We start from the raw sequence: 22642 nt of genomic DNA on the forward strand, positions 1-22642 counted from the left end.
TACAGAGGCCGTAACCATCATTCTCGTTGTTTTGAGCCCATTTTACGGCACTCTTGAAGTATTCATGGGTGTTAAAATCGCCGCTTTATGCATTTAGAGGGAAGCGTCGTGCGCAAAATGGTTTTGGTCATCGCGATATTGGCACTGGCAGGGTGTGGTGAGGGCAGCAGTGTGGATGCGCCGAAGCCCAAGCCGGCCATGGCTGCTGTACCCGCTCCAGTGTCCGGTCCGCAATGGGATCTTGAAGTGCGAGGTGAAACCCCTCAGGCGGTCAGCGATCTGAGTGGCTGGCTGATCGAGCACAGTTTCATGTCCAGCGTCGTCAAGGAGAATGGCAATACCCGAATCCTGATGGGGCCGTTCAACTCGAAAGCCGAGGCCGAAGCCAAACAGGATGAAGTCCGCGCGGCGCTCACTCGCTCGAAGAAACAGAACATCGAATTGCTGGTGCTTGAGCGTCCAGTCGCTCAATAACGTAGCGCAGACGTTGAAGAAACAAAAAAGGCCTCGGGTGTTTAGCCCCGAGGCCTTTGTCGTTTCAGGTGTCCTGTTCTGGATTCAGCTGCAGGCCTTCATGTCTACCGGGCCGACGAACTCGTTGCCGCGCCCCATGACGCAACCCACGCTCTGGTTGCGTTGGCGCTCCCAGGCCTGTACCGGATAGGTCTTGTCCCAGGCTTCGTAGAGTTGCCGATCCTGTTTCGACAGGCGCAAGCCATACTGCTTGCTCATGTAGAAGTAGGTCCGGGCGATCATGCCGCGAATGGAAGGGCGGGGCATGACTTTCTTGGCCTTGAAGTCGACCTGGGTCAGGCAGGAACCATATTGCCCCGACTGCTCGGGCAACCAGCCAAAGCTGAAGTTACTGCGATCGCCATTGACCTCGCCAATGCTGGGCACCAGGTTGTGCAAATCAGCCTCGGCCTTCTGGTAAACCGGGTCGTAGCGGGTGCAGTTCTTGCGACCGCCCGCTTGCCAGCACTGGCGTTGATGACCGATTTGCCAGGCCGGAACAATATGCTCCCACTCGATGCGGGCTGCGCGTTTGGCATTTTTACGGGGCACATAACCGCAGGCGGCAAGGTTCACCCGGTTGCCGGTGTATTTGCAGCCACAGTAAAACTCGGTGGATTGGGGCGCGTAGAGCTTCCAGGCCACCTTTTTCGCTTCGGTGAAGGTGCGCGGCGCGTCGGCTTGCGCACCCACGACAAAAAACAGAAACAGCAAAGCAAACCAGCGGACACTCATCGACTCAATCTTCCTTCGGCACAACCCAGAAAATCTGCACGCCGCCATCGTCGCGATAGGCGAGGGTGACGTTGTCGTTTTCGTCGATTTCTTCCAGCAAGCGTTCCCATTCATCCACTGGTTCGTCAGGCAGGCGGAAGATCAGCGCTGCCCTGGCCTTTTGTGCGGTGGGAGAGTTGATGATTTTCTGAACGCGCAGGCCCATGCGTACATAGGTGTCAGGAGAGGCAGAGGTGGTGTCCACGGAATTATCCTTATTAAGCTGTACGTGCATACAGTATTTAACTGTAGGACATTTCGCAACTGCTTAAAAATCAAGAAAATCCTCTGACAGCGATTTGTTCCGTTTGGCGTAAGGCGAAGGGAGTTTTTATGTAAGTTCCAGCGGCAGCCACTCGCCAAGGCTGGCGAATGGCGCACGGGGTGCCCGACCGGATCCGGTCGGGCGAGGGCGAATCAGTACTCCCAGAACATCCGTTGCAGTTCTTTGCTGTCATTGGTTTTGGTCAACGCGACCATCGCCAGGATCCGCGCCTTTTGCGGGTTCAGGTCGTGGGCCACGACCCAGTCGTATTTATCGTCAGGCTGTTCGGCGTTGCGCAATACAAAGCCACCTGCGTTGACATGGGAGGAGCGAATGATCTGCACGCCGTCCTTGCGCAAGGCTTGCAGGGTAGGAACTACCCGCGACGATACTGAGCCATTGCCGGTGCCTGCGTGGATGATGGCTTTGGCGCCCGATTGAGCCAGGGCCTTGTAGGCGGTATCGCTGACGTTGCCGTAGGAGTAGGCGATCTCGACGTCAGGCAGGCTCTTGATGGTCTTGATGTCGAACTCGGAATCCATGGTGTGGCGCTTGGCTGGCAGGCGGAACCAGTAGGATTTGCCTTCTACCACCATGCCCAGCGGACCCCAGGCGCTTTTAAACGCTTCGGTCTTGATGTTGATCATTTTGCTGACGTCGCGACCCGACTGGATTTCATCGTTCATGGTCACCAGCACGCCTTTGCCCCGCGCGTCTTTGCTGCTGGCCACGGCCACTGCGTTGTACAGGTTCAGCATGCCATCGGCGGACATCGCGGTGCCTGGGCGCATGGAGCCCACGACGATGATTGGCTTCTCGGTTTTTTCCACCAGGTTCAGGAAGTACGCCGTTTCTTCCAGGGTATCGGTGCCGTGGGTGATCACGATGCCATCGACGTCTTTGCTGTCGGCCAGTTCGGCTACGCGGCGACCCAGTTGCAGCAGGTTTTCGTTGGTGATGCTTTCGGAGGCGATTTGCATGACCTGTTCGCCGCGAACGTTAGCCAATTGGCTCAGTTCAGGAACGCCGGCGATCAACTGTTCAATGCCGACTTTTGCCGCTTGATAGGTTGCGCTGTTGGCGGCGCTGGCCCCTGCGCCGGCAATGGTGCCGCCGGTGGCCAGGATCACCACGTTGGCCAGTTTCTGTTGAGTTTCGGCTTCTTTGGCCTGAAGGGCGGTGGGCAGGAGCAGCAGCAGGGCCAAGGCGCCCGGAACAAAGGTCTTAAGTGCAGATGTCATTATTTTTCTCTTCTAGTTGTGAGACGGTGCAGATGCAGGTTCATCTAGATACGCCCCGGGCGAATCTGAACGCCGGGGGTGCGAGAGGAAGAGCAGGATCTGTACCAGTAATACTCTGAATCGAAAAACACACTTAACTTAATGATTTGTAACGGTATTGCTGTTTGTGTCCAGGGCGGTTTCGGGGGCGGGGCGTCCGGAATGCCGAACATGTTTAGCTTTCGCGTTCGGCTCTCCGAAACGGATCGCGATCTTGTTTAAGATTTCAACGGGTCAAATCATCCCTAACGACTAAAGAAACGCCCGCGCCGGTCGATGCTCCCTCAAGGGATCTTTTACTTCAGGAGTTCACATGTCGTTATCCGTTGGCATTCCCAATGCCGCCGGCATCACCATCGGTGGCAAATCGGCCGCTACCCTTCGTGCCTTGAGCGACGCAGCAGCTGATGCGGCTGCTCAAGCGCGGGGCGCAAATAAAAGCGACGGCACCCAGGACAAGACGGGCCAGGTCGGTTTGGGGGAGAGTGCCGGCGCACAGGCCGAATCGGAAACCAGCGATAACACCAGCGTTGCGGTGAAGGTCTTGCTCAAGCGTCTGAAGGAGTTGCAGCAGCAATTGCGCGAGCAACAGCAGCAACTGGCGCAAGCCCAGGCGGCGTCCTATCCGGCGCCGGAAGCCAAGACCACCGCGGTAGCGGCCATTCAGGTGCAGGTGGCCGACACCAACGGCGCCATCCTGCAAGTGAGTGCGAGCCTGGTCAAGGAGCTGGCCAAGGGGTCCGGCATGGGATCGGTGGTCAACACCACGGCATGATTTGAATGCTGTTTTTTCGCCACGCATCTGTGAAAGCGCTTTTCAGGTCGTTGACAAATATCGGCAGGGTTCGCATAGTTTGGTTCACGCAAACGTTTGCGCGGCTCCAATGATGGCTTTTCATCGCTGTGGGCCGTGAAGCTTACGCCAGCGCAAGCGTTGCTCACAATAATCATAAGAACGGAGTGAACCCATGAAGCTGCCATTCGCTGGACGTCTTCTCGCTGTCGCTATGCTGGCTGCCGCATCCGCTGCATTGCCTGTCTCTTCGGCTTTTGCTGAAACCGCTGAAAAGCCGAAAGTCGCATTGGTCATGAAATCCCTGGCCAACGAGTTCTTCCTGACCATGGAGGACGGCGCCAAGGCCTACCAGAAAGATCACTCCGGCGAGTTCGAGCTCATCTCCAACGGCATCAAGGATGAAACCGACACCGCAGGCCAGACGCGCATCGTCGAGCAGATGATCCTGGCCAAGGTCAATGCACTGGTGATTGCACCGGCAGACTCCAAGGCCATGGTCCCGGTGATCAAGAAGGCCATCGATGCCGGCATCACCGTGATCAACATCGACAACCAGCTGGACCCAGCCGTCGTCAAAAGCAAAAACATCAGTGTTCCGTTCGTAGGCCCGGACAACCGCAAGGGCGCACGGCTGGTGGGGGATTACCTGGCCAAACAGCTGAAGGCCGGTGACGAAGTCGGCATCATCGAAGGTGTGTCCACCACCACCAATGCCCAGCAGCGAACCGCAGGTTTCAAGGATGCGATGGAGGCGGCGCAGATCAAGGTCGTGTCCCTGCAATCCGGTGACTGGGAGATCGACAAGGGCAACAAGGTCGCCGCGTCGATTCTCAGCGAATACCCGCAAACCAAGGCCCTGTTGGCCGGCAACGACAGCATGGCGGTCGGCGCGGTGTCTGCCGTGCGCGCCGCGGGCAAGGCCGGCAAGGTGCAAGTGGTCGGCTACGACAACATCAATGCCATCCAGCCGATGCTCAAGGATGGTCGCGTGCTGGCCACCGCGGACCAGTTTGCGGCCAAACAGGCTGTGTTCGGCATCGAGACTGCATTGAAGATTCTCAAGGGCGAGAAGGTCGACGGCGGCGCCAATGGCGTGATCGAAACGCCGGTAGAGCTGGTCACCAAGTAGCCTTCTGGCGACGTAACGGCGCTCGTCCAGCCGGACGAGCGCATGGAGAGTTTTTATGTCAGTTTGCGCTCCGAACGCTGTCCTCTCGGTCAGCGGTATCGGCAAGACCTACGCCCAACCGGTCCTGGCCGGCATCGACCTGACGCTCATGCGCGGGGAAGTGCTGGCGTTGACCGGCGAGAACGGTGCGGGCAAAAGCACGCTATCGAAAATTATTGGCGGGCTGGTCACGTCGACCACCGGCCAGATGCAGTTTCAGGGGCAGGACTATCGTCCGGGTAGCCGGGCTCAGGCTGAAGCGCTGGGTATCCGCATGGTCATGCAGGAGCTCAATCTGCTGCCGACCCTGTCGGTGGCGGAAAACCTGTTTCTCGACAACCTGCCCAGCAAGGGCGGGTGGATCAGTCGCAAGCAGTTGCGCAAGGCTGCCATCGAGGCCATGGCTCATGTCGGGCTCGACGCCATTGACCCGGATACACTGGTCGGCGAACTGGGCATCGGCCACCAGCAAATGGTCGAGATCGCCCGCAACCTGATTGGCGATTGTCATGTGCTGATTCTCGACGAGCCGACCGCGATGCTCACTGCCCGCGAAGTCGAAATGCTGTTCGAGCAGATCACCCGCCTGCAGGCGCGCGGCGTATCGATCATCTACATCTCCCATCGCCTCGAAGAACTGGCGCGAGTCGCGCAACGCATTGCCGTGCTGCGCGACGGCAACCTGGTCTGTGTCGAGCCGATGGCCAACTACAACAGCGAGCAACTGGTCACGCTGATGGTCGGCCGCGAGCTCGGCGAACACATCGATATGGGGACGCGCAAGATTGGCGCTCCGGTGTTGACGGTCAAGGGCCTGAGCCGTGCCGACAAGGTTCGCGACGTGTCGTTCGAAGTCCGTGCTGGAGAGATTTTCGGGATTTCCGGTTTGATCGGCGCGGGGCGCACCGAGTTGCTGCGTCTGATCTTCGGTGCCGATATCGCCGACAGTGGCACGATTGCCTTGGGTTCGCCGGAGCAGGTCGTCAGTATCCGTTCACCAGTGGACGCGGTCGGTCATGGCATTGCCTTGATCACCGAAGACCGCAAGGGCGAAGGCCTTTTGTTGACCCAATCGATCGGCGCCAATATCGCCTTGGGCAACATGCCTGGCATCTCCAGCGCGGGCTTTGTCGACAACGATGGCGAAAACGCTTTGGCCCAGCGTCAGATCGACGCCATGCGCATTCGCAGCTCCGGTCCGGCACAGTTGGTGTCCGAGCTGTCCGGCGGCAATCAGCAGAAAGTCGTCATCGGCCGTTGGCTGGAGCGCGATTGCTCGGTGTTGCTGTTCGACGAGCCGACCCGCGGCATCGACGTCGGCGCCAAGTTCGATATCTACAACCTGCTCGGTGAATTGACCCGCCAGGGCAAGGCGCTGGTGGTGGTCTCCAGCGACTTGCGCGAGCTGATGTTGATCTGCGACCGGATCGGCGTGCTTTCGGCGGGGAGGCTGATCGATACATTCGATCGCGACAACTGGACCCAGGATGAGTTGCTCGCCGCTGCTTTCGCCGGCTACCAAAAACGTGATGCGCAGCTCTTTGAAGCCGCGCCTAGGGATCTTCCATGAATACCGCTTCTTTCGCCGGCAAACGCAGTGGCAACTTCTACGGTCTGGGCACCTATCTGGGCCTGGCGGGGGCCTTGTTGGCGATGATCGTGCTGTTCTCGGTGCTGAGCAGTCATTTCCTGTCCTACGATACGTTCAGCACCCTGGCCAACCAGATTCCGGACCTGATGGTACTGGCGGTCGGCATGACCTTTGTGCTGATCATCGGTGGTATCGACCTGTCGGTAGGTTCGGTGCTGGCTTTGGCGGCCTCGACCGTGAGCGTGGCGATTCTTGGCTGGGGCTGGGGCGTGCTGCCGGCGGCGCTGCTGGGCATGGCCGTCGCGGCGCTCGCCGGTACCATCACCGGTTCGATCACTGTGGCCTGGCGGATTCCGTCGTTTATCGTGTCCCTGGGCGTGCTGGAAATGGCCCGTGGGGTGGCGTACCAGATGACCGGTTCGCGTACGGCTTACATCGGCGATGCGTTCGCCTGGTTGTCCAATCCGATTGCCTTTGGCATTTCGCCGTCGTTCATCATCGCCTTGCTGATCATTTTCGTCGCCCAGGCCGTGTTGACCCGCACGGTGTTCGGTCGCTACCTGATCGGTATCGGCACCAACGAAGAGGCCGTGCGATTGGCGGGGATCAATCCGAAGCCATACAAGATCCTGGTCTTCAGCCTGATGGGGTTGCTGGCCGGTATTGCCGCGTTGTTCCAGATTTCTCGCCTGGAAGCCGCCGACCCGAATGCTGGCTCCGGTCTTGAGTTGCAAGTGATCGCCGCCGTTGTGATCGGCGGGACCAGCCTGATGGGCGGGCGCGGTTCGGTGATCAGCACTTTTTTTGGCGTCCTGATCATTTCCGTGCTGGCCGCGGGGCTGGCGCAGATCGGGGCAACCGAGCCGACCAAACGCATCATTACCGGCGCGGTGATCGTGGTGGCGGTGGTGCTGGACACTTATCGCAGTCAACGCGCAAGCCGGCGGACCTGAGTCATGGCGACCATCAAAGATGTGGCAGCCCTTGCCGGCATTTCCTACACCACGGTTTCCCATGTGGTGAACAAGACCCGCCCGGTCAGTGAAGAAGTCCGGATCAAGGTCGAGGCGGCAATCCAGACCCTCGACTACGTCCCCAGTGCCGTGGCCCGTTCGCTCAAGGCCAAGACCACGGCGACCATCGGCCTGTTGGTGCCCAATAGCCTCAACCCGTATTTCGCCGAATTGGCCCGGGGTATCGAGGATTACTGCGAGCGAAACGGTTACTGCGTCATCCTGTGCAACTCCGACGACAATCCGGACAAACAGCGCAGTTACCTGCGTGTGCTGCTGGAAAAACGCATCGACGGCCTGATCGTCGCCTCGGCCGGTGGCGACCGTGGCCTGGTACAAGGTCTGAAAGGCGTCCGTACGCCCATGGTGATCGTCGACCGAGGACTGGACGGTGTCGATGCGGACCTGGTGCGCATCGACCATGAATACGGCGCGTACCTGGCGACCCGGCACCTGCTGGAGTTGGGGCACCGGGATATCGCCACCATCAGCGGGCCGGAAAACACCAGTGTGGCGCAGATGCGTCTGGCGGGTTATCGCCGGGCCTTGAAGGAGGCGGGCGTCGAAGTCTCTCCCGAGCGCACGCTGGAAAGCGATTTCACCAGCACCGGCGGTTACAGCGCCGCCGCGATTCTGCTGGCAAGCAATCCGCCTACCGCTATTTTTGCCGCCAACGACATGATCGGCATCGGCGTGCTACGGGCCGCCGCCGAGCGCAACATTCGCGTGCCGAGCGAGTTGTCGGTGATCGGCTTCGACGATATCCAGATGAGTCGCTATGTCTACCCGTCGTTGACCACGGTCGGGCAATCGATCCTGCAGCTCGGCGAAATGGCCGCCGAAGTGCTTTTGCGGCGAATCGCCACGCCGGGCCTGGCGACCGATCAGCGGATCGTGACGCCGAGTATTGTCATACGTGAATCGACGGCGCCGCTGGCCGGCGTGTTTGCCTACTTCCGTTGAAAACAGAAAGCCGTTGAAAGCAGAGAGCCGTTGAAAACAGAAAGCCGCTGAATCAACAGCGCCGCCGAAACAGAATCGATGAGTAGCAATGTATGCCAGCAAAAGTAGTGGTAATAGGCAGTTTGAACATGGACCTGGTGACCCGGGCACCACGCTTGCCCAAGGGCGGTGAAACGCTGATCGGTCAGTCGTTTACCACCGTCTCCGGCGGCAAGGGTGCCAACCAGGCCGTGGCTGCGGCGCGGCTGGGGGCCCAGGTGTCGATGATCGGCTGCGTGGGCAATGACGCTTATGGTGAGGCGTTGCGCGGGGCGCTGTTGGCCGAGCAGATCGATTGCCAGGCGGTGAGCACCATTGACGGCTCCAGCGGCGTGGCGTTGATTGTGGTCGACGACAGCAGTCAGAACACCATCGTGATCGTCCCCGGTGCCAACGGGGCGTTGACCGCTGAAGCCATTGACCGTTTTGATTCGGTGATACGCGCGGCGGACGTGCTCATCTGCCAGCTGGAAGTACCTGATGCTTCTGTTGGTCATGCGCTCAAGCGCGGCCGCGAACTGGGCAAGACGGTCATCCTCAATCCGGCACCGGTCAGCCGCCCGCTGCCACCGGACTGGTACGCGTCTATTGATTACCTGATTCCCAACGAGAGCGAGGCATCGGCCCTGAGCGGTCTGTCGGTGGACTCCCTGGACACCGCGCAAGCCGCGGCGACCCGCCTGATTGCCTTGGGCGCCGGCAAGGTGATCATCACCCTCGGTGCGCAAGGTTCGCTGTTTACCGATGGCCAACGCTTCGAGCATTTTCCCGCGCCCGTGGTAAAGGCTGTCGATACCACGGCGGCTGGCGATACATTCGTCGGCGGTTTCGCTGCGGCACTGGCGGCGGGTAACGATGAGGCACAGGCGATCCGCTTCGGGCAAGTGGCTGCGGCACTGTCGGTCACCCGTGCCGGCGCGCAACCTTCGATTCCCGCCTTGAGCGATGTACAGGCGTTTAAAACTCCATGAAAAAGACACCTCTGCTCAACATTGCGCTGTCGCGGCTGATCGCTTCATTGGGGCATGGCGACTTGGTCGTCATCGGGGATGCGGGCCTGCCGGTTCCAACGGGCGTTGAATTGATCGACCTGGCCTTGACCCATGGCATTCCGGACTTTGTCAGCACCTTGAAGGTCGTGCTCAGTGAGATGCAGGTCGAAAGCCACGTGCTGGCTCAGGAAATTTTCGATAAAAAGCCGTCAGCCCTGGTCGCGCTGGAAGAGCTGAACGGCGAAGGCGTGTTGGGTCGTCGTGAGTTGCTCACCCATGAACAATTCAAGGTCTTGAGCCGACAAGCGAAGGCGATTGTTCGTACAGGCGAATGCCAGCCGTACTGCAACATTGTGCTGGTCGCCGGCGTTACGTTTTGACTGGCTGTCCGCGTTTTGATGTCCCATGCACAAGGAGTGCGCCATGTATCGCTATGCTCAGAAACTGCACCCACTGCTCCGGAGCCTGCTGCTTTTGACCCTGATGACCGCAACCAGCGCCCACGCGGCACCAAAGATCAACCTGATCATCGACACCGATCCGGGGGCTGACGACGTTGTTGCCCTGTTGTTCGCCCTGGCATCGCCAGACGAACTGAATGTTCGGGCATTGACCACCGTTGCCGGCAACGTTCGCCTGGACAAGACCTCGCGCAATGCGCGACTGGCACGGGAGTGGGCGGGGCGCGAAGAGGTTCCGGTCTATGCGGGGGCGCCCAGGCCCCTGATGCGCACACCCATCTACGCCGAGGACATTCATGGCAAGGAAGGGTTGTCGGGCATTGCCGTGCATGAGCCCAAGAAGGGTCTGGCCAAGGGCAGCGCTATCACCTATCTGATCGATACCCTGAAATCTGCCGAGCCCCACAGCATTACCATCGCCATGCTTGGCCCGCAGACCAACCTGGCCCTGGCGCTGATCCAGGAGCCGGGTATCGTTCAGGGCATCAAGGAAGTGGTGGTCATGGGCGGTGCGCACTTCAACGGCGGCAACATCACGCCAGTGGCCGAGTTCAACCTGTTCGCCGACCCGCAAGCGGCCGAAGTGGTGCTCAAGAGCGGTGTGAAGCTGACCTACCTGCCGCTGGATGTGACCCACAAGATCCTTACCAGCGAAGCGCGCCTACAACAGATTGCCGCGCTGAATAACAATGCCAGCCGATTGGTGAGCGACATTCTCAATGAGTACATCAAGGGCGACATGGAGCACTACGGCATTCCAGGCGGTCCGGTGCATGACGCCACGGTTGTCGCTTACCTGCTCAAGCCGCAATTGTTCAGCGGCCGTTCGGTCAACGTGGTGGTCGACAGCCGCGAAGGACCGACCTTTGGACAAACCATCGTCGACTGGTACGACGGCTTGAATGCGCCAAAGAACGCCTTTTGGGTAGAAAGCGGCGACGCCCAGGGCTTCTTCGATCTGCTGACCGAGCGCCTGGCCCGTCTGAAGTAAGCATCACCTCCCGCAGGTGCTTGCCTGCGGGTTTCACTCCCTCGCGCTAACCGCTTAGGTCTTCTGGTCCGATAGATGTTTCTCGAAAATCTGCTCGATGAACGATTGGGCGGCTTCGGTTCCAAGGTCCCTGACCAGAAGGTCGATACCGATAATGGCGAGCTCTTCCGTGCTGCTGGGGCTGTAGGAGCTGTGGCCGTCTTGCCACTTGGCCTTGATGTCAGCGTCGATGCTTACGGTGGTCATGATGGCGCTCGTGAGGTCGGGGAAGTCTGAGTGCCGAGTTAACCATTTTGCGGGGCTTTTGACACGTCGACTTAGGCATGAAAGGGGGTCTGTGCGACACTTGGTCTCTGACGAATATTCAAGGAACACGCTGTGCAGATCGATTTGAACTCCCCGGATGGCCTGACCCTTGAAGCGGTGCGTCAGTTGCTGGCCGGCGCCAGTGACGATGAGCACACCCAGTTGCGAGTCACCAAAGGCGGCATTGCCTACATTTCCTCGGGTGTCGTGGGTGGCACCGATATCGACGGGTTGTTGTTCCGGCTCGAAACCTGGGCCAAGGGCTCCGGTTATGTCGGGCGGGTCGCGGCCAGCGATGAAGTCTGGGTCATGCAAATCTTCAATGCCTTGAAAGAGAACTGGCCCAATCCTCCTTACGACTACATCGACGTCTATTGAGCGTCGTTCATATTCAGTCACGATTCAGTGGTTAAGGGCAGGGCGACGCTCAGGCAGAATCGCGGCTCGTCCGGATCATGGGCAGGGTGCTAGGGGGCGTTCTCAATTAGTTTCCCCACCGCGTTGTCGCCTTAAAGCTGGCCAGGCAAGGCGTAGGCCGCTGGGAATGGTTGTTCCCTTTCCAAGGCCTGCAACGCAGCATGGCCAGCTTTAAGGCACAACCCGAAGGGCCGGGCCTGCTGTTGTGCAGGGCTGTGTTGCTCGAAGCTGATTTGGAATGACCAAACTGCACTTCTCACGCCTTGCCCTGCACAACAGCAGACCCGGCGCGGTAGGGAAACTAATTGAGAACGCCCCCTAGTGCTCCCTGTGAAACCAAACGCGAGTCTGGTTGTCGCACGATCTCAGCTTAATCATTGAATAAGGAGGCTTCATGCCTTGGAAGCTCGCGTCATTGGGTACTTTGTTGGCCGTTGCCACACTGGCCGGTTGCAGCACTCCCTCTACGGAGTCGGCAACACCGGATGTTGCTACGACTGACATGGGTCACAGTCGTTGTGAGGCAAAGGCTGCCGAGTTCACCATCGGCAAACAGGCATCGCCGCAACTGCTTGAGCAGGCGCGTACCCGGGCAGGGGCGCAAAGTGCACGGTTCCTGCTGCCAACCGATATGGTGACGCTGGAGTACCGTTCCGATCGCCTGAACCTGAACACCGATGCCAGCCGGGTAGTGACCCGCGTCAACTGCGGCTGATCGTTCGGCTTTTGTTTCACTCATAAAAAACCCCGTCACATGGACGGGGTTTTTTTAGTGCGCCTGGAAATTACTCTGGGCGAACTTGAGCAGCTTGCATACCCTTTTGGCCTTTCTCAGCCACGAAGGAAACAGTCTGGCCTTCTTTCAGGCTTTTGAAACCGTCGCTTTCGATAGCTTTGAAGTGTACGAACAGGTCGTCACCGCCACCTTGAGGAGTGATGAAGCCGAAGCCTTTTTCATCGTTGAACCATTTAACGGTGCCGGTTTGGCGATTAGACATGGTGTATCTCCAAGAAACATATATTTTCAGTAGTACTGTGCTGCTCAGGCCAACTGGGCACACCCGGGTATCATAGTCGAAATGTTCGCTTTGGGAGCCCCCCGGGCGAGCTGTTTGCTCTGCTATCGCACACTTTTCGTTGCGCTGAATGGCTGAAGGCCCCGGTTTAAGCGGCTTTGCGCCTGAAAAGGGGCGATTAAAAAAAGCCATAAAAGCTGCATAAATTATGTGAATCAGCGGTTTTTGGGCTGATTTTGGCCTTCGAAACCTTCAAAACCTCTACTTGAACGCGTTATTTCTTGGCTTTGCACACGGAGATTTCGGTCAGTGCACGCTGCGCCAATTCGTTTGATGGCGGTGTTTTCGGGTCCATCAGTTGCGCGATCTCTTGCGTGGTGAATTTCTTGTCCAGGACGTCGGCGCCGCACGCGCAGTGCTTTTGTGCTTCGGACGGGTTGATGCTTTTGCTGGCAGCCGCCGAGCAATCTGTCATGTATTTGGCTTTCAGGCCCGCTGGCCAGGCAGCGTGGGCGCTCAGTGGCAGCAGCAGGGCAAGCGGGGTGGCAATGGCAAAAAGACGGGTAAGGCGCATGACAGGAACTCCTTGGGGTCGATATCTGTGGCGATTCTCAGTCAATTTGAGGCGGCTCGTATATCTCAAGTTCACTCGGCGCCTGAAAAGTGAGGAAATCTTCACGGCCTGAATGCGTGCAAGTCGACAACCGTTCATCTGTGCTAGCATGCCCCGCTCGGGCGTTTGCAGGCTCCGACGGACCTTCAGTCCCGGTGGCGGCAGATGCACGATTAACCCTGATTTGAATCCCAGTCACTCTGGTTCGGTTTTCCGGTTGGCCGCAAGGCTCCTGCCGCTGTAAGGCAGGCGTTCGTCATTGAATGGCCTGGACCGGATCTTGTACTGGCTCATCCCAACCCACGTGACCTTTGGTAGGGGTCACCACTAGGAGAGGAGGCGCCATGCCAACTATTACTCTTCCCGACGGCAGTCAACGTTCATTCGATCACCCGGTTTCCGTAGCCGAGGTCGCCGCATCCATCGGTGCAGGCCTGGCCAAGGCCACCGTTGCCGGCAAGGTCGATGGCAAGCTGGTCGACGCCAGCGACATCATCGACAGCGACGCGTCGCTGCAAATCATCACGCCAAAGGATGAAGAGGGGCTGGAGATCATTCGCCACTCTTGCGCCCACCTGGTTGGCCACGCGGTCAAGCAGCTGTACCCGACTGCCAAGATGGTCATCGGTCCGGTCATCGATGAAGGTTTCTATTACGACATCGCCTTCGAGCGTCCTTTCACTCCGGACGACCTGGCGGCCATCGAACAGCGCATGCAGCAGCTGATCGAGAAAGATTACGACGTGATCAAGAAAGTCACTCCGCGCGCCGAAGTGATTGAAGTGTTCAAGGCCCGTGGCGAAGACTACAAGTTGCGCCTGGTCGAAGACATGCCGAACGAGCAGGCCATGGGTCTGTACTATCACGAAGAATACGTCGACATGTGCCGCGGTCCGCACGTGCCGAACACCCGCTTCCTGAAATCCTTCAAACTGACCAAGCTGTCCGGCGCCTACTGGCGCGGCGATGCCAAGAACGAGCAATTGCAGCGCGTCTACGGCACCGCATGGGCGGACAAGAAGCAACTGGCGGCTTACATCCAGCGCATTGAAGAAGCCGAAAAGCGCGACCACCGCAAGATCGGCAAGCGCCTGGGCCTGTTCCACACCCAGGAAGAGTCGCCGGGCATGGTGTTCTGGCACCCGAACGGCTGGACTTTGTACCAGGTGCTCGAGCAGTACATGCGCAAGGTTCAGCGCGACAACGGCTACCTGGAGATCAAGACGCCGCAAGTCGTTGACCGCAGCCTGTGGGAGAAATCCGGGCACTGGGCCAACTACGCCGACAACATGTTCACCACCCAGTCGGAAAACCGCGACTACGCGATCAAGCCAATGAACTGCCCGTGCCACGTGCAGGTGTTCAACCAGGGCCTGAAAAGCTACCGCGAGCTGCCGATGCGCCTGGCCGAGTTCGGTGCATGCCACCGTAACGAGCCATCGGGTGCCTTGCACGGCATCATGCGCGTGCGCGCGTTCACTCAGGACGACGCCCACATCTTCTGCACCGAAGAGCAGATGCAGGCCGAGTCCGCCGCGTTTATCAAGCTGACCATGGACGTCTACGCCGATTTCGGCTTTAAAGATGTCGAAATGAAGCTGTCCACTCGTCCGGAAAAACGCGTCGGTTCCGACGAGCTTTGGGATCGCGCCGAAGCTGCGCTGGCCGCAGCCCTTGATAGCGCGGGCCTGCCGTACGATCTGCAGCCGGGCGAGGGTGCGTTCTACGGTCCGAAGATCGAGTTCTCGCTGAAAGATTGCCTCGGTCGCGTCTGGCAATGTGGTACCCTGCAGCTCGATTTTAACCTGCCTGTCCGTCTGGGAGCCGAATACGTCTCCGAAGACAACAGCCGCAAGCACCCGGTCATGTTGCACCGGGCGATCCTGGGGTCCTTCGAACGTTTCGTCGGAATTCTGATCGAGCACTACGAGGGTGCATTCCCTGCGTGGCTGGCGCCGACCCAGGCAGTGGTGATGAATATCACTGATAAACAGGCCGATTTTGCCGCTGAAGTTGAAAAAACCCTCAACGAAAGCGGATTTCGTGCCAAGTCTGACTTGAGAAATGAAAAGATCGGCTTTAAAATCCGCGAGCATACTTTGCTCAAGGTTCCTTATCTCTTGGTTATCGGAGATCGGGAAGTCGAGATGCAGACTGTCGCTGTGCGTACTCGTGAAGGTGCTGACCTGGGCTCGATGCCCGTCGCCCAGTTCGCTGAGTTTCTCGCGCAAGCGGTTTCCCGGCGTGGTCGCCCAGATTCGGAGTAATTATTATTAAGCGTGAAATGAGACAAGATAAACGAGCTGCACCGAAAGCCCCGATCAACGAGAATATCTCGGCACGCGAGGTTCGGTTAATTGGGGCTGAAGGTGAACAGCTTGGGATTGTGTCAATTGAAGACGCGCTTCTTAAGGCTGAAGAGGCCAAGCTGGATCTGGTGGAGATTTCCGCCGATGCAGTACCCCCTGTTTGCAAACTGATGGACTACGGCAAGTCGATCTTCGAAAAGAAGAAGCAGGTTGCTGCGGCCAAGAAAAACCAGAAACAGATTCAGGTTAAAGAAATCAAGTTTCGTCCAGGGACGGAGGAAGGGGATTACCAGGTAAAACTGCGCAACCTGGTACGTTTCCTGAGTGATGGGGACAGGGCCAAGGTATCCTTGCGATTCCGCGGCCGTGAGATGGCCCACCAGGAGCTGGGGATGGAACTCCTCAAGCGAGTTGAAGGTGACTTGCTCGAGTACGGTTCGGTCGAACAGCATCCTAAGATGGAAGGACGCCAGCTGATCATGGTCATCGCCCCGAAAAAGAAGAAGTAATCAACAGGGCACGGCAGGCCTTCTGATTATGTTTATCAACTGAATGCGGAGTATCCGAACATGCCAAAAATGAAGACCAAAAGTGGTGCTGCTAAGCGGTTTCTGAAAACTGCTAACGGTATCAAGCACAAGCACGCTTTCAAGAGCCACATCCTGACCAAAATGTCGACCAAGCGTAAGCGTCAACTGCGCGGTAGCAGCTTGCTGCATCCGTCTGACGTGGCAAAAGTCGAGCGCATGCTGCGCCTTCGTTAATTTTAGTCAAGAATAGAGGAAGTAACTCATGGCTCGTGTAAAGCGTGGCGTCATTGCCCGTAAGCGTCACAAAAAAATTCTGAAACTTGCTAAAGGCTACTACGGCGCACGCTCCCGCGTATTCCGTGTTGCCAAGCAAGCGGTAATCAAGGCAGGCCAATACGCCTACCGTGACCGTCGTCAGAAAAAACGTCAGTTCCGCGCTCTGTGGATCGCTCGTATCAACGCTGGTGCTCGTATCAACGGTCTGTCCTACAGCCGTTTCATCGCCGGCCTGAAAAAAGCGTCCATCGAGATCGACCGTAAGGTTCTGGCTGATCTGGCAGTGAACGAAAAAGCGGCGTTTGCTGCGATTGTCGAGAAAGCTAAAGCCACCTTGGCTTAAGTACCCCCGACAGTTACCCGGCCTCGCATCTGTGGGGCCAGGTGTTAAACGTCATAAATAGGGGAAGAGCCTTCAAGCTCTTCCCCTATTTTGTATCTGGAGTCTGTACATGGAAAACCTGGATGCGCTCGTCTCTCAAGCCCTAGAGGCTGTGCAAAGCGCTGAAGATATCAATGCCCTGGAGCAAATCCGGGTTCACTACCTTGGCAAGAAGGGTGAATTGACTCAGGTGATGAAGACCCTGGGGAATTTGCCGGCAGAAGAGCGCCCGCAGGTCGGTGCGCTGATCAACGTTGCCAAGGAACGTGTCACAGAGGTCCTTAATGCGCGCAAGGCATTGTTTGAAGAAGCCGATCTGGCTGCCAAACTCTCTGCCGAGTCCATTGACGTGACCCTGCCTGGCCGTGGTCAGACCTCCGGTGGACTGCATCCGGTCACCCGCACTCTGGAACGCGTCGAACAGTTCTTCACCCGTATTGGCTACGGCATCGCCGAAGGCCCTGAGGTCGAAGACGATTATCACAACTTCGAAGCGCTCAACATCCCAGGCCACCACCCGGCCCGGTCGATGCACGACACCTTCTATTTCAATGCGAACATGCTGTTGCGCACCCATACCTCGCCGGTACAGGTCCGCACCATGGAGTCGAAACAACCGCCGATCCGCATCGTCTGCCCAGGCCGTGTATACCGCAGCGACTCCGATATCACCCACTCGCCGATGTTCCACCAGGTCGAAGGCCTGCTGATCGATCGCGACATCAATTTCGCCGACCTCAAAGGCACTATCGAAGAGTTCCTGCGGGTGTTCTTCGAAAAGGAACTGGCGGTGCGTTTCCGTCCTTCGTACTTCCCGTTCACCGAGCCATCCGCTGAAGTCGACATGGAATGCGTGATGTGCAGCGGTAAAGGCTGCCGCGTCTGCAAGCAGACCGGCTGGCTGGAAGTGATGGGCTGCGGCATGGTTCACCCGAACGTGCTGCGCATGTCCGGTATCGACCCGGAAGAGTTCTCGGGCTTTGCCTTCGGCATGGGCGTAGAGCGTCTGGCCATGCTGCGTTACGGCGTGAACGACTTGCGTCTGTTCTTCGACAACGACTTGCGGTTCCTTGCGCAATTTCGCTAGTCGTAACGAATTCTTAGGAGAGCAGGATGAAATTCAGTGAACAATGGCTGCGTGGCTGGGTTAGCCCGCAGGTAAGTCGCGACGAGCTGGTTGCTCGTCTGTCGATGGCCGGTCTTGAGGTCGATAGCGTTACGCCGGCCGCCGGTGTTTTCAGTGGCGTGGTCGTTGGTGAGGTGCTGAGCACCGAGCAGCACCCGGACGCCGACAAACTGCGCGTGTGCCAGGTCAGCAATGGTTCGGAAACCTTCCAGGTAGTTTGCGGTGCGCCAAACGTGCGCCCGGGCCTGAAGATTCCTTTCGCCATGATCGGTGCCGAGCTGCCAGGCGACTTCAAGATCAAGAAGGCCAAGCTGCGTGGCGTTGAGTCCAACGGCATGCTGTGCTCGCAATCCGAGCTGCAGGTCGGTGAAGGCAATGACGGCCTGATGGAACTGCCGGCCGATGCGCCGGTGGGCGAGGATTTCCGCGTTTATCTGGACCTGGAAGACGCCAGCATCGAGGTCGATCTGACCCCGAACCGTGGTGACTGCCTGTCCCTGGCCGGTCTGGCCCGTGAAGTCGGTGCCCTGTACGCCGCTGCGGTGGTCCGTCCGGTCGTGGCTTCGGTTACTGCCGCGCACGACGAAGTGCGTTCGGTAGAAGTGCTGGCGCCCGCCGCGTGCCCGCGCTACCTCGGTCGTGTGATTCGTAACGTCGACCTGTCCAGGCCTACGCCACTGTGGATGGTTGAGCGCCTGCGTCGTGCAGACGTGCGCAGCATCGACGCTGCCGTCGACATCACCAACTACGTGATGCTGGAACTGGGTCAGCCGCTGCATGCCTTCGATCTCGCTGAAATCAACGGTGGCATCCGTGTGCGCATGGCTGAAGACGGCGAGAAGCTGGTGCTTCTCGACGGCCAGGAAGTCAGCCTGCGTAGTGATACGCTGGTGATTGCCGACCACTCCCGCGCTCTGGCAATCGCCGGCGTCATGGGTGGCGAGCACAGCGGTGTTTCCGCGACCACGCGCGATGTGTTCCTGGAAAGCGCTTTCTTCGACCAGATCGCCGTAGCGGGCAAGGCCCGTTCCTATGGCCTGCACACCGATGCATCCCATCGCTATGAGCGCGGTGTGGACTGGCAACTGGCCCGCGAGGCCATGGAGCGCGCGACTGGCTTGCTGCTGGACATCACGGGTGGTGAAGCGGGTCCGATCATCGAGACCGTCAGCGAACAGCACCTGCCGAAAATTGCTCCTATCACCCTGCGTGCCCAGCGCATTACCCAGATGCTGGGTATGGAGATGGATTCGGCCGAAGTGGAGCGTCTGCTCAATGCCTTGGGCCTGACCATTACTGCCGACGGGGCAGGGCAGTGGCGTGTAGAAGTGCCAAGCCATCGCTTCGATATCAGCCTGGAAGTCGACCTGATCGAAGAACTGGCACGCCTGTACGGCTACAACCGTTTGCCGGTTCGTTACCCGCAAGCGCGTCTGGCGCCGCAAGCCAAGGCAGAAGCCCGTAGCGATCTGCCTGAACTGCGCCGCCTGCTGGTTGCCCGTGGTTATCAGGAAGCAATTACCTACAGCTTCATCGATCCGAAACAGTTCGAACTGTTTAATCCGGGTGTCGAGCCGTTGCTGCTGGCCAATCCGATCTCCAATGACATGGCTGCCATGCGTTCGTCGCTGTGGCCGGGTCTGGTCAAGGCGCTTCAGCACAACCTGAATCGTCAGCAGGACCGCGTGCGTCTGTTCGAAAGCGGCCTTCGTTTCGTTGGTCAGCTCGAAGGTCTTAAGCAAGAGCCGATGTTGGCGGGTGTTGTTTGCGGCAGTCGCCTGCCGGAAGGCTGGGCGCAGGGGCGCGATACCGTCGACTTCTTCGACGTCAAGGCTGACGTGGAAGCGGTGCTGGGCTTCGCCGGTGCCCTGGATGCGTTCACTTTCGTGCCGGGCAAGCACCCAGCGCTGCACCCGGGTCAAACCGCGCGCATCGAACGTGACGGTCGTCTGGTCGGCTTTATTGGCGCGATCCACCCTGAGCTGTCGAAAACCCTCGGCCTCGACCGTCCGGTCTTCGTCTTCGAGTTGGTTCTGGCGGAAGTGGCGTCGGGCAAAATGCCAAAATTCCACGAGTTATCGCGCTTTCCTGAAGTGCGTCGTGACCTTGCACTGATTGCTCACAAAGACGTTGCAGCCACGGCTGTACTGGACGTAATCCGTGAAAATGCAGGCGAATGGCTGACAGACCTCAGGCTATTTGACGTGTATCAGGGTAAAGGCATTGATCCTGATAGAAAAAGCCTTGCAGTCGGCTTGACCTGGCAGCATCCATCGCGCACTCTTAATGACGATGAGGTGAATACCGCAACGCAAAACATCCTCACCTCGCTCGAACAAAGGTTGAACGCCACGTTAAGGAAGTGACGTATGGGGGCTCTGACGAAAGCTGAGATGGCGGAACGTCTGTATGAAGAGCTGGGCCTGAATAAACGGGAGGCCAAGGAATTGGTCGAACTGTTTTTTGAAGAAATCAGGCACGCTCTTGAAGACAACGAACAAGTCAAATTGTCCGGTTTCGGCAATTTCGACCTTCGGGACAAACGCCAGCGGCCTGGCCGCAATCCGAAAACGGGGGAAGAAATCCCGATCACGGCTCGCCGTGTGGTCACCTTTCGTCCAGGGCAGAAGTTGAAGGCCCGAGTTGAGGCTTATGCTGGAACCAAGTCATAACGACGAGCTCCCCGTCATCCCGGGCAAACGCTACTTCACCATTGGTGAAGTCAGCGAGCTGTGTGCGGTCAAACCACACGTGCTGCGCTACTGGGAGCAGGAGTTTCCTCAACTCAACCCTGTCAAACGCCGCGGAAACCGCCGGTATTATCAGCGCCAAGACGTACTGATGATCCGGCAGATCCGCGCGCTTCTTTACGATCAGGGGTTCACCATCGGCGGAGCGCGCCTGCGCTTGTCCGGTGATGAAGCCAAAGACGACACCACCCAATACAAACAAATGATCCGCCAGATGATCGCCGAGCTCGAAGATGTTCTGGTGGTACTCAAGAAATAAAATCTCGCTTTTAAATACTTCCAGTTTTCAAAAGCTTGCGATATATTCTTGAGCGTTCCTCGAGATGAGGGATGAGTTTCACGCCTAGTCGGGGCGTAGCGCAGTCCGGTAGCGCACTAGCATGGGGTGCTAGGGGTCGAGTGTTCGAATCACTCCGTCCCGACCATATTTTTCAATGACTTAGCCGCTTTCGAGCGGCTTTGTTGTTTCTGCCATAGTGACTTTCCGAGTGACCCTGGCCTTTTTGTTCATGCTTCCCTCCTTTTCAGAATCGTCAGCGCTGGTGCGCGCGAGTCGGTTGCTGATACCTTATTTGCCGCCGCAATGAGCTGATCCAGTTCCGCTGCCGAGTAGTGACTGGTGATGCTTCCGTTCTTGTGGCCGAGCAGCGCTTTCCGATCCTCCTCAGTCACACCAGCAGCACGTAGCCTTCTCCCAAAGGTGTGCTTCAAGTCGTGAATGCGGATTCTGGCAAAGCCATCATGTGCCGGCCGCAAGAACTTCTCCTGCCACTTCTTTGCCGCTCTGATCCGCGCCTTCTTCCAGGCCGAGTCATTCATGCGGTGAACCGTCGTTTCATTCCCCTCGCCATCAGGCTTGCCAAACGGGAACACGTAGAGCGGATGACTGCCGCGCTGCTTCTCGATCACCGATTTGGCCACGTCATTCAAAACGACCAGACGTTCGTCTCGGTTCTTAACTCCAGACCTGGCACTTCTGCCCCCAAATCCTGCCGGAATCAGGAACACGCTCGTTCCGAGTTCCGGTACCGCAATCTCCCAATTCCACTGAAGCTTGCAAACTTCCTGCTCCCTGCATCCCGTGTTGACCTTGAACAAGGCCATGGTCTGCAGGTGCGCCGGGAGTTCGGCGAATAGAATCGACTGCTCTTCCCATGAAAGCGGGTAGGGCTTCCGGCTGTTCGTTTTCTCGTCCAGCAGAGAGATCATCGGAACAACATCGAGCAATGGCCGGCGCTCTTCATCCCGCCACTTCCGCGCACAAAGGTTCAACACTCGAATCACCCTTTGCAGCGCGATGTTCACCGTACGGTTTGTGACGGGCCGACCTTCAGCCGGGTGTAGCTTCGACTGGATGTAAGGGGCGAGCGCGTCGTCGTCGATGTGTGTGAGCGGCATATCGCCAATGAATGGGTCGAGCTGCTCCATGTAAGTAGCCGAAATGTGGATTGAAGCTTGGTCCTTCACTTCGAGCAGGAAGCGAGTTGCAGCCTCCCGCCAAGTCCTGACCCGCCGAACGCCGTACACCTTCTGCTGGCGAAGCTGCTCCAGCTTGTGAATCAGGTACTGCTCTGCTTCGGCGCGGTTACAAGTGCCAGTACTCTCTTGAATTCGTTCTCCTCTGTACTTTTTATCGATCTTCCAGATGCCGTTCGGCATTTGCTGGAGGCCTGTGATTGCTTTTTGGGCCATGGCAATTCTCCTTGCTTCTTGCCCTGGCGCTCGCTGCGAGGGCGATTGTTGTCCTGATTTGCAGCCTTTTCAATTGCCATGGCTTCGATATAGGCGTCCGCCCACTGGTCGAGCTCGATCCGGTCGAAGCCAACGCCCTGTTTTCCGATGGGAAATTCGCGAACGTTCGGCCGGACAGTTTTGTTGAACACGTCCCGGCACATGCCGAGGTAGCCAGGTGCATCCATGGCTCGGATAAACCGGGGAGGGACGGGCGCGACTTGGGCCGCGCTTCGATTAGACATAGGGATTCCTCGCCCGCCGCTCATCGGCAGGCTGGTAAGTGGACGGTGAAATCAGATGAGGGGCGTCAGTCGAGCTGAGCGGGTGAGCTACGGTT

27 protein-coding genes and 1 tRNA gene are annotated in these 22642 nt (G+C 58.1%); 20 read left to right on the forward strand and 8 right to left on the reverse strand.

Annotated features, from left to right (window positions below; all coding sequences use genetic code 11):
• Positions 1-108: 108 nt before the first annotated feature.
• Positions 109-474 (forward strand): SPOR domain-containing protein, encoded by a 366-nt coding sequence (locus KGB07_RS18520; protein WP_223466166.1) that lies wholly within the window; start codon positions 109-111, stop codon positions 472-474.
• A gap of 84 nt (positions 475-558) precedes the next feature.
• On the opposite strand, the gene KGB07_RS18525 is transcribed toward KGB07_RS18520, so the two are convergent.
• The 3 genes from KGB07_RS18525 to KGB07_RS18535 all read right to left on the reverse strand — a co-directional run bounded on the left by KGB07_RS18525 (position 559) and on the right by KGB07_RS18535 (position 2793).
• A complete protein-coding gene (locus KGB07_RS18525) occupies positions 559-1248 on the reverse strand; it encodes an endonuclease (protein ID WP_046041596.1) in 690 nt (229 codons plus the stop codon).
• Between the two features lie 4 nt (positions 1249-1252).
• Positions 1253-1522, reverse strand: a complete 270-nt coding sequence (locus KGB07_RS18530; protein ID WP_046041595.1) for a DUF1654 domain-containing protein — start codon at positions 1520-1522, stop codon at positions 1253-1255.
• Between the two features lie 182 nt (positions 1523-1704).
• On the reverse strand, positions 1705-2793 hold the full coding sequence (locus KGB07_RS18535) for an asparaginase (RefSeq protein WP_046041594.1): 1089 nt from the start codon (positions 2791-2793) through the stop codon (positions 1705-1707).
• Between the two features lie 352 nt (positions 2794-3145).
• On the opposite strand from KGB07_RS18535, the gene KGB07_RS18540 reads away from it, so the two are divergent.
• The 8 genes from KGB07_RS18540 to KGB07_RS18575 all read left to right on the forward strand — a co-directional run bounded on the left by KGB07_RS18540 (position 3146) and on the right by KGB07_RS18575 (position 10846).
• On the forward strand, positions 3146-3607 hold the full coding sequence (locus tag KGB07_RS18540) for a hypothetical protein (protein ID WP_223466167.1): 462 nt from the start codon (positions 3146-3148) through the stop codon (positions 3605-3607).
• A 193-nt stretch (positions 3608-3800) separates the two neighbouring features.
• Positions 3801-4757 carry a sugar ABC transporter substrate-binding protein gene (locus KGB07_RS18545; protein ID WP_046041592.1) on the forward strand — a complete coding sequence of 319 codons (957 nt, stop codon included), beginning with the start codon at positions 3801-3803 and terminating at the stop codon, positions 4755-4757.
• A gap of 55 nt (positions 4758-4812) precedes the next feature.
• Positions 4813-6366, forward strand: a complete 1554-nt coding sequence (locus KGB07_RS18550; RefSeq protein WP_223466168.1) for a sugar ABC transporter ATP-binding protein — start codon at positions 4813-4815, stop codon at positions 6364-6366.
• A complete protein-coding gene (locus tag KGB07_RS18555) occupies positions 6363-7340 on the forward strand; it encodes an ABC transporter permease (protein ID WP_046041590.1) in 978 nt (325 codons plus the stop codon). The genes KGB07_RS18550 and KGB07_RS18555 overlap by 4 nt, the downstream gene beginning before the upstream one ends.
• Before the next feature lie 3 nt (positions 7341-7343).
• On the forward strand, positions 7344-8363 hold the full coding sequence (locus KGB07_RS18560) for a LacI family DNA-binding transcriptional regulator (RefSeq protein ID WP_046041589.1): 1020 nt from the start codon (positions 7344-7346) through the stop codon (positions 8361-8363).
• A 92-nt stretch (positions 8364-8455) separates the two neighbouring features.
• Positions 8456-9373, forward strand: a complete 918-nt coding sequence (rbsK, locus tag KGB07_RS18565; RefSeq protein ID WP_046041588.1) for a ribokinase — start codon at positions 8456-8458, stop codon at positions 9371-9373.
• Complete coding sequence (rbsD, locus tag KGB07_RS18570) at positions 9370-9774, forward strand: D-ribose pyranase (protein ID WP_046041587.1); 405 nt, start codon at positions 9370-9372, stop codon at positions 9772-9774. The genes rbsK and rbsD overlap by 4 nt, the downstream gene beginning before the upstream one ends.
• 43 nt (positions 9775-9817) lie before the next feature.
• Positions 9818-10846 carry a nucleoside hydrolase gene (locus KGB07_RS18575; RefSeq protein WP_046041586.1) on the forward strand — a complete coding sequence of 343 codons (1029 nt, stop codon included), beginning with the start codon at positions 9818-9820 and terminating at the stop codon, positions 10844-10846.
• Between the two features lie 54 nt (positions 10847-10900).
• Here the strand turns inward: KGB07_RS18575 and KGB07_RS18580 are convergent, their stop codons facing one another.
• The gene (locus KGB07_RS18580; protein WP_046041585.1) at positions 10901-11092 is read right to left on the reverse strand and encodes a hypothetical protein; all 192 of its coding nucleotides are present in this window, start codon (positions 11090-11092) and stop codon (positions 10901-10903) included.
• Between the two features lie 132 nt (positions 11093-11224).
• Between KGB07_RS18580 and KGB07_RS18585 the strand changes: the two genes are divergently transcribed.
• Both KGB07_RS18585 and KGB07_RS18590 read left to right on the forward strand, forming a co-directional pair.
• On the forward strand, positions 11225-11530 hold the full coding sequence (locus KGB07_RS18585) for a hypothetical protein (protein WP_007975706.1): 306 nt from the start codon (positions 11225-11227) through the stop codon (positions 11528-11530).
• 433 nt (positions 11531-11963) lie between these two features.
• Positions 11964-12284 carry an I78 family peptidase inhibitor gene (locus tag KGB07_RS18590; RefSeq protein WP_223466169.1) on the forward strand — a complete coding sequence of 107 codons (321 nt, stop codon included), beginning with the start codon at positions 11964-11966 and terminating at the stop codon, positions 12282-12284.
• A 70-nt stretch (positions 12285-12354) separates the two neighbouring features.
• On the opposite strand, the gene KGB07_RS18595 is transcribed toward KGB07_RS18590, so the two are convergent.
• Together KGB07_RS18595 and KGB07_RS18600 are read right to left on the reverse strand one after the other, a co-directional pair.
• A complete protein-coding gene (locus tag KGB07_RS18595; protein WP_003179963.1) occupies positions 12355-12567 on the reverse strand; it encodes a cold-shock protein in 213 nt (70 codons plus the stop codon).
• Positions 12568-12859: 292 nt separating this feature from the next.
• On the reverse strand, positions 12860-13159 hold the full coding sequence (locus tag KGB07_RS18600) for a hypothetical protein (RefSeq protein WP_223466170.1): 300 nt from the start codon (positions 13157-13159) through the stop codon (positions 12860-12862).
• A gap of 383 nt (positions 13160-13542) precedes the next feature.
• Between KGB07_RS18600 and thrS the strand changes: the two genes are divergently transcribed.
• The 9 genes from thrS to KGB07_RS18645 all read left to right on the forward strand — a co-directional run bounded on the left by thrS (position 13543) and on the right by KGB07_RS18645 (position 20996).
• Entirely contained in the window at positions 13543-15465 is a 1923-nt protein-coding gene (gene thrS, locus KGB07_RS18605; RefSeq protein WP_046041582.1) for a threonine--tRNA ligase, read from the forward strand.
• Positions 15465-16016: a translation initiation factor IF-3 gene (gene infC / locus KGB07_RS18610; protein ID WP_172668659.1), complete on the forward strand. Its 552-nt coding sequence runs from the start codon at positions 15465-15467 to the stop codon at positions 16014-16016. The genes thrS and infC overlap by 1 nt, the downstream gene beginning before the upstream one ends.
• Positions 16017-16076: 60 nt before the next feature.
• The gene (rpmI, locus tag KGB07_RS18615) at positions 16077-16271 is read left to right on the forward strand and encodes a 50S ribosomal protein L35 (protein ID WP_002553160.1); all 195 of its coding nucleotides are present in this window, start codon (positions 16077-16079) and stop codon (positions 16269-16271) included.
• 28 nt (positions 16272-16299) lie between these two features.
• Positions 16300-16656: a 50S ribosomal protein L20 gene (gene rplT / locus KGB07_RS18620; protein ID WP_007905879.1), complete on the forward strand. Its 357-nt coding sequence runs from the start codon at positions 16300-16302 to the stop codon at positions 16654-16656.
• Between the two features lie 109 nt (positions 16657-16765).
• The gene (gene pheS / locus KGB07_RS18625) at positions 16766-17782 is read left to right on the forward strand and encodes a phenylalanine--tRNA ligase subunit alpha (protein WP_007975711.1); all 1017 of its coding nucleotides are present in this window, start codon (positions 16766-16768) and stop codon (positions 17780-17782) included.
• A 26-nt stretch (positions 17783-17808) separates the two neighbouring features.
• Positions 17809-20187, forward strand: a complete 2379-nt coding sequence (pheT, locus tag KGB07_RS18630; protein WP_223466171.1) for a phenylalanine--tRNA ligase subunit beta — start codon at positions 17809-17811, stop codon at positions 20185-20187.
• 3 nt (positions 20188-20190) lie between these two features.
• A complete protein-coding gene (ihfA, locus tag KGB07_RS18635) occupies positions 20191-20493 on the forward strand; it encodes an integration host factor subunit alpha (RefSeq protein ID WP_002553164.1) in 303 nt (100 codons plus the stop codon).
• Entirely contained in the window at positions 20474-20830 is a 357-nt protein-coding gene (locus tag KGB07_RS18640) for a MerR family transcriptional regulator (protein ID WP_003179985.1), read from the forward strand. Before ihfA ends, KGB07_RS18640 begins: the two co-directional genes overlap by 20 nt.
• A gap of 89 nt (positions 20831-20919) precedes the next feature.
• Positions 20920-20996, forward strand: a tRNA-Pro gene (locus tag KGB07_RS18645).
• Positions 20997-21078: 82 nt separating this feature from the next.
• On the opposite strand, the gene KGB07_RS18650 is transcribed toward KGB07_RS18645, so the two are convergent.
• Positions 21079-22230 (reverse strand): tyrosine-type recombinase/integrase, encoded by a 1152-nt coding sequence (locus tag KGB07_RS18650; protein ID WP_223466228.1) that lies wholly within the window; start codon positions 22228-22230, stop codon positions 21079-21081.
• Positions 22131-22547 (reverse strand): hypothetical protein, encoded by a 417-nt coding sequence (locus tag KGB07_RS18655; protein WP_223466174.1) that lies wholly within the window; start codon positions 22545-22547, stop codon positions 22131-22133. Before KGB07_RS18655 ends, KGB07_RS18650 begins: the two co-directional genes overlap by 100 nt.
• Between the last annotated feature and the right edge of the window lie 95 nt (positions 22548-22642).

The organism is Pseudomonas sp. GL-RE-26 (assembly GCF_019956275.1).
Classification (GTDB): Bacteria; Pseudomonadota; Gammaproteobacteria; order Pseudomonadales; family Pseudomonadaceae; genus Aquipseudomonas; species Aquipseudomonas grandcourensis.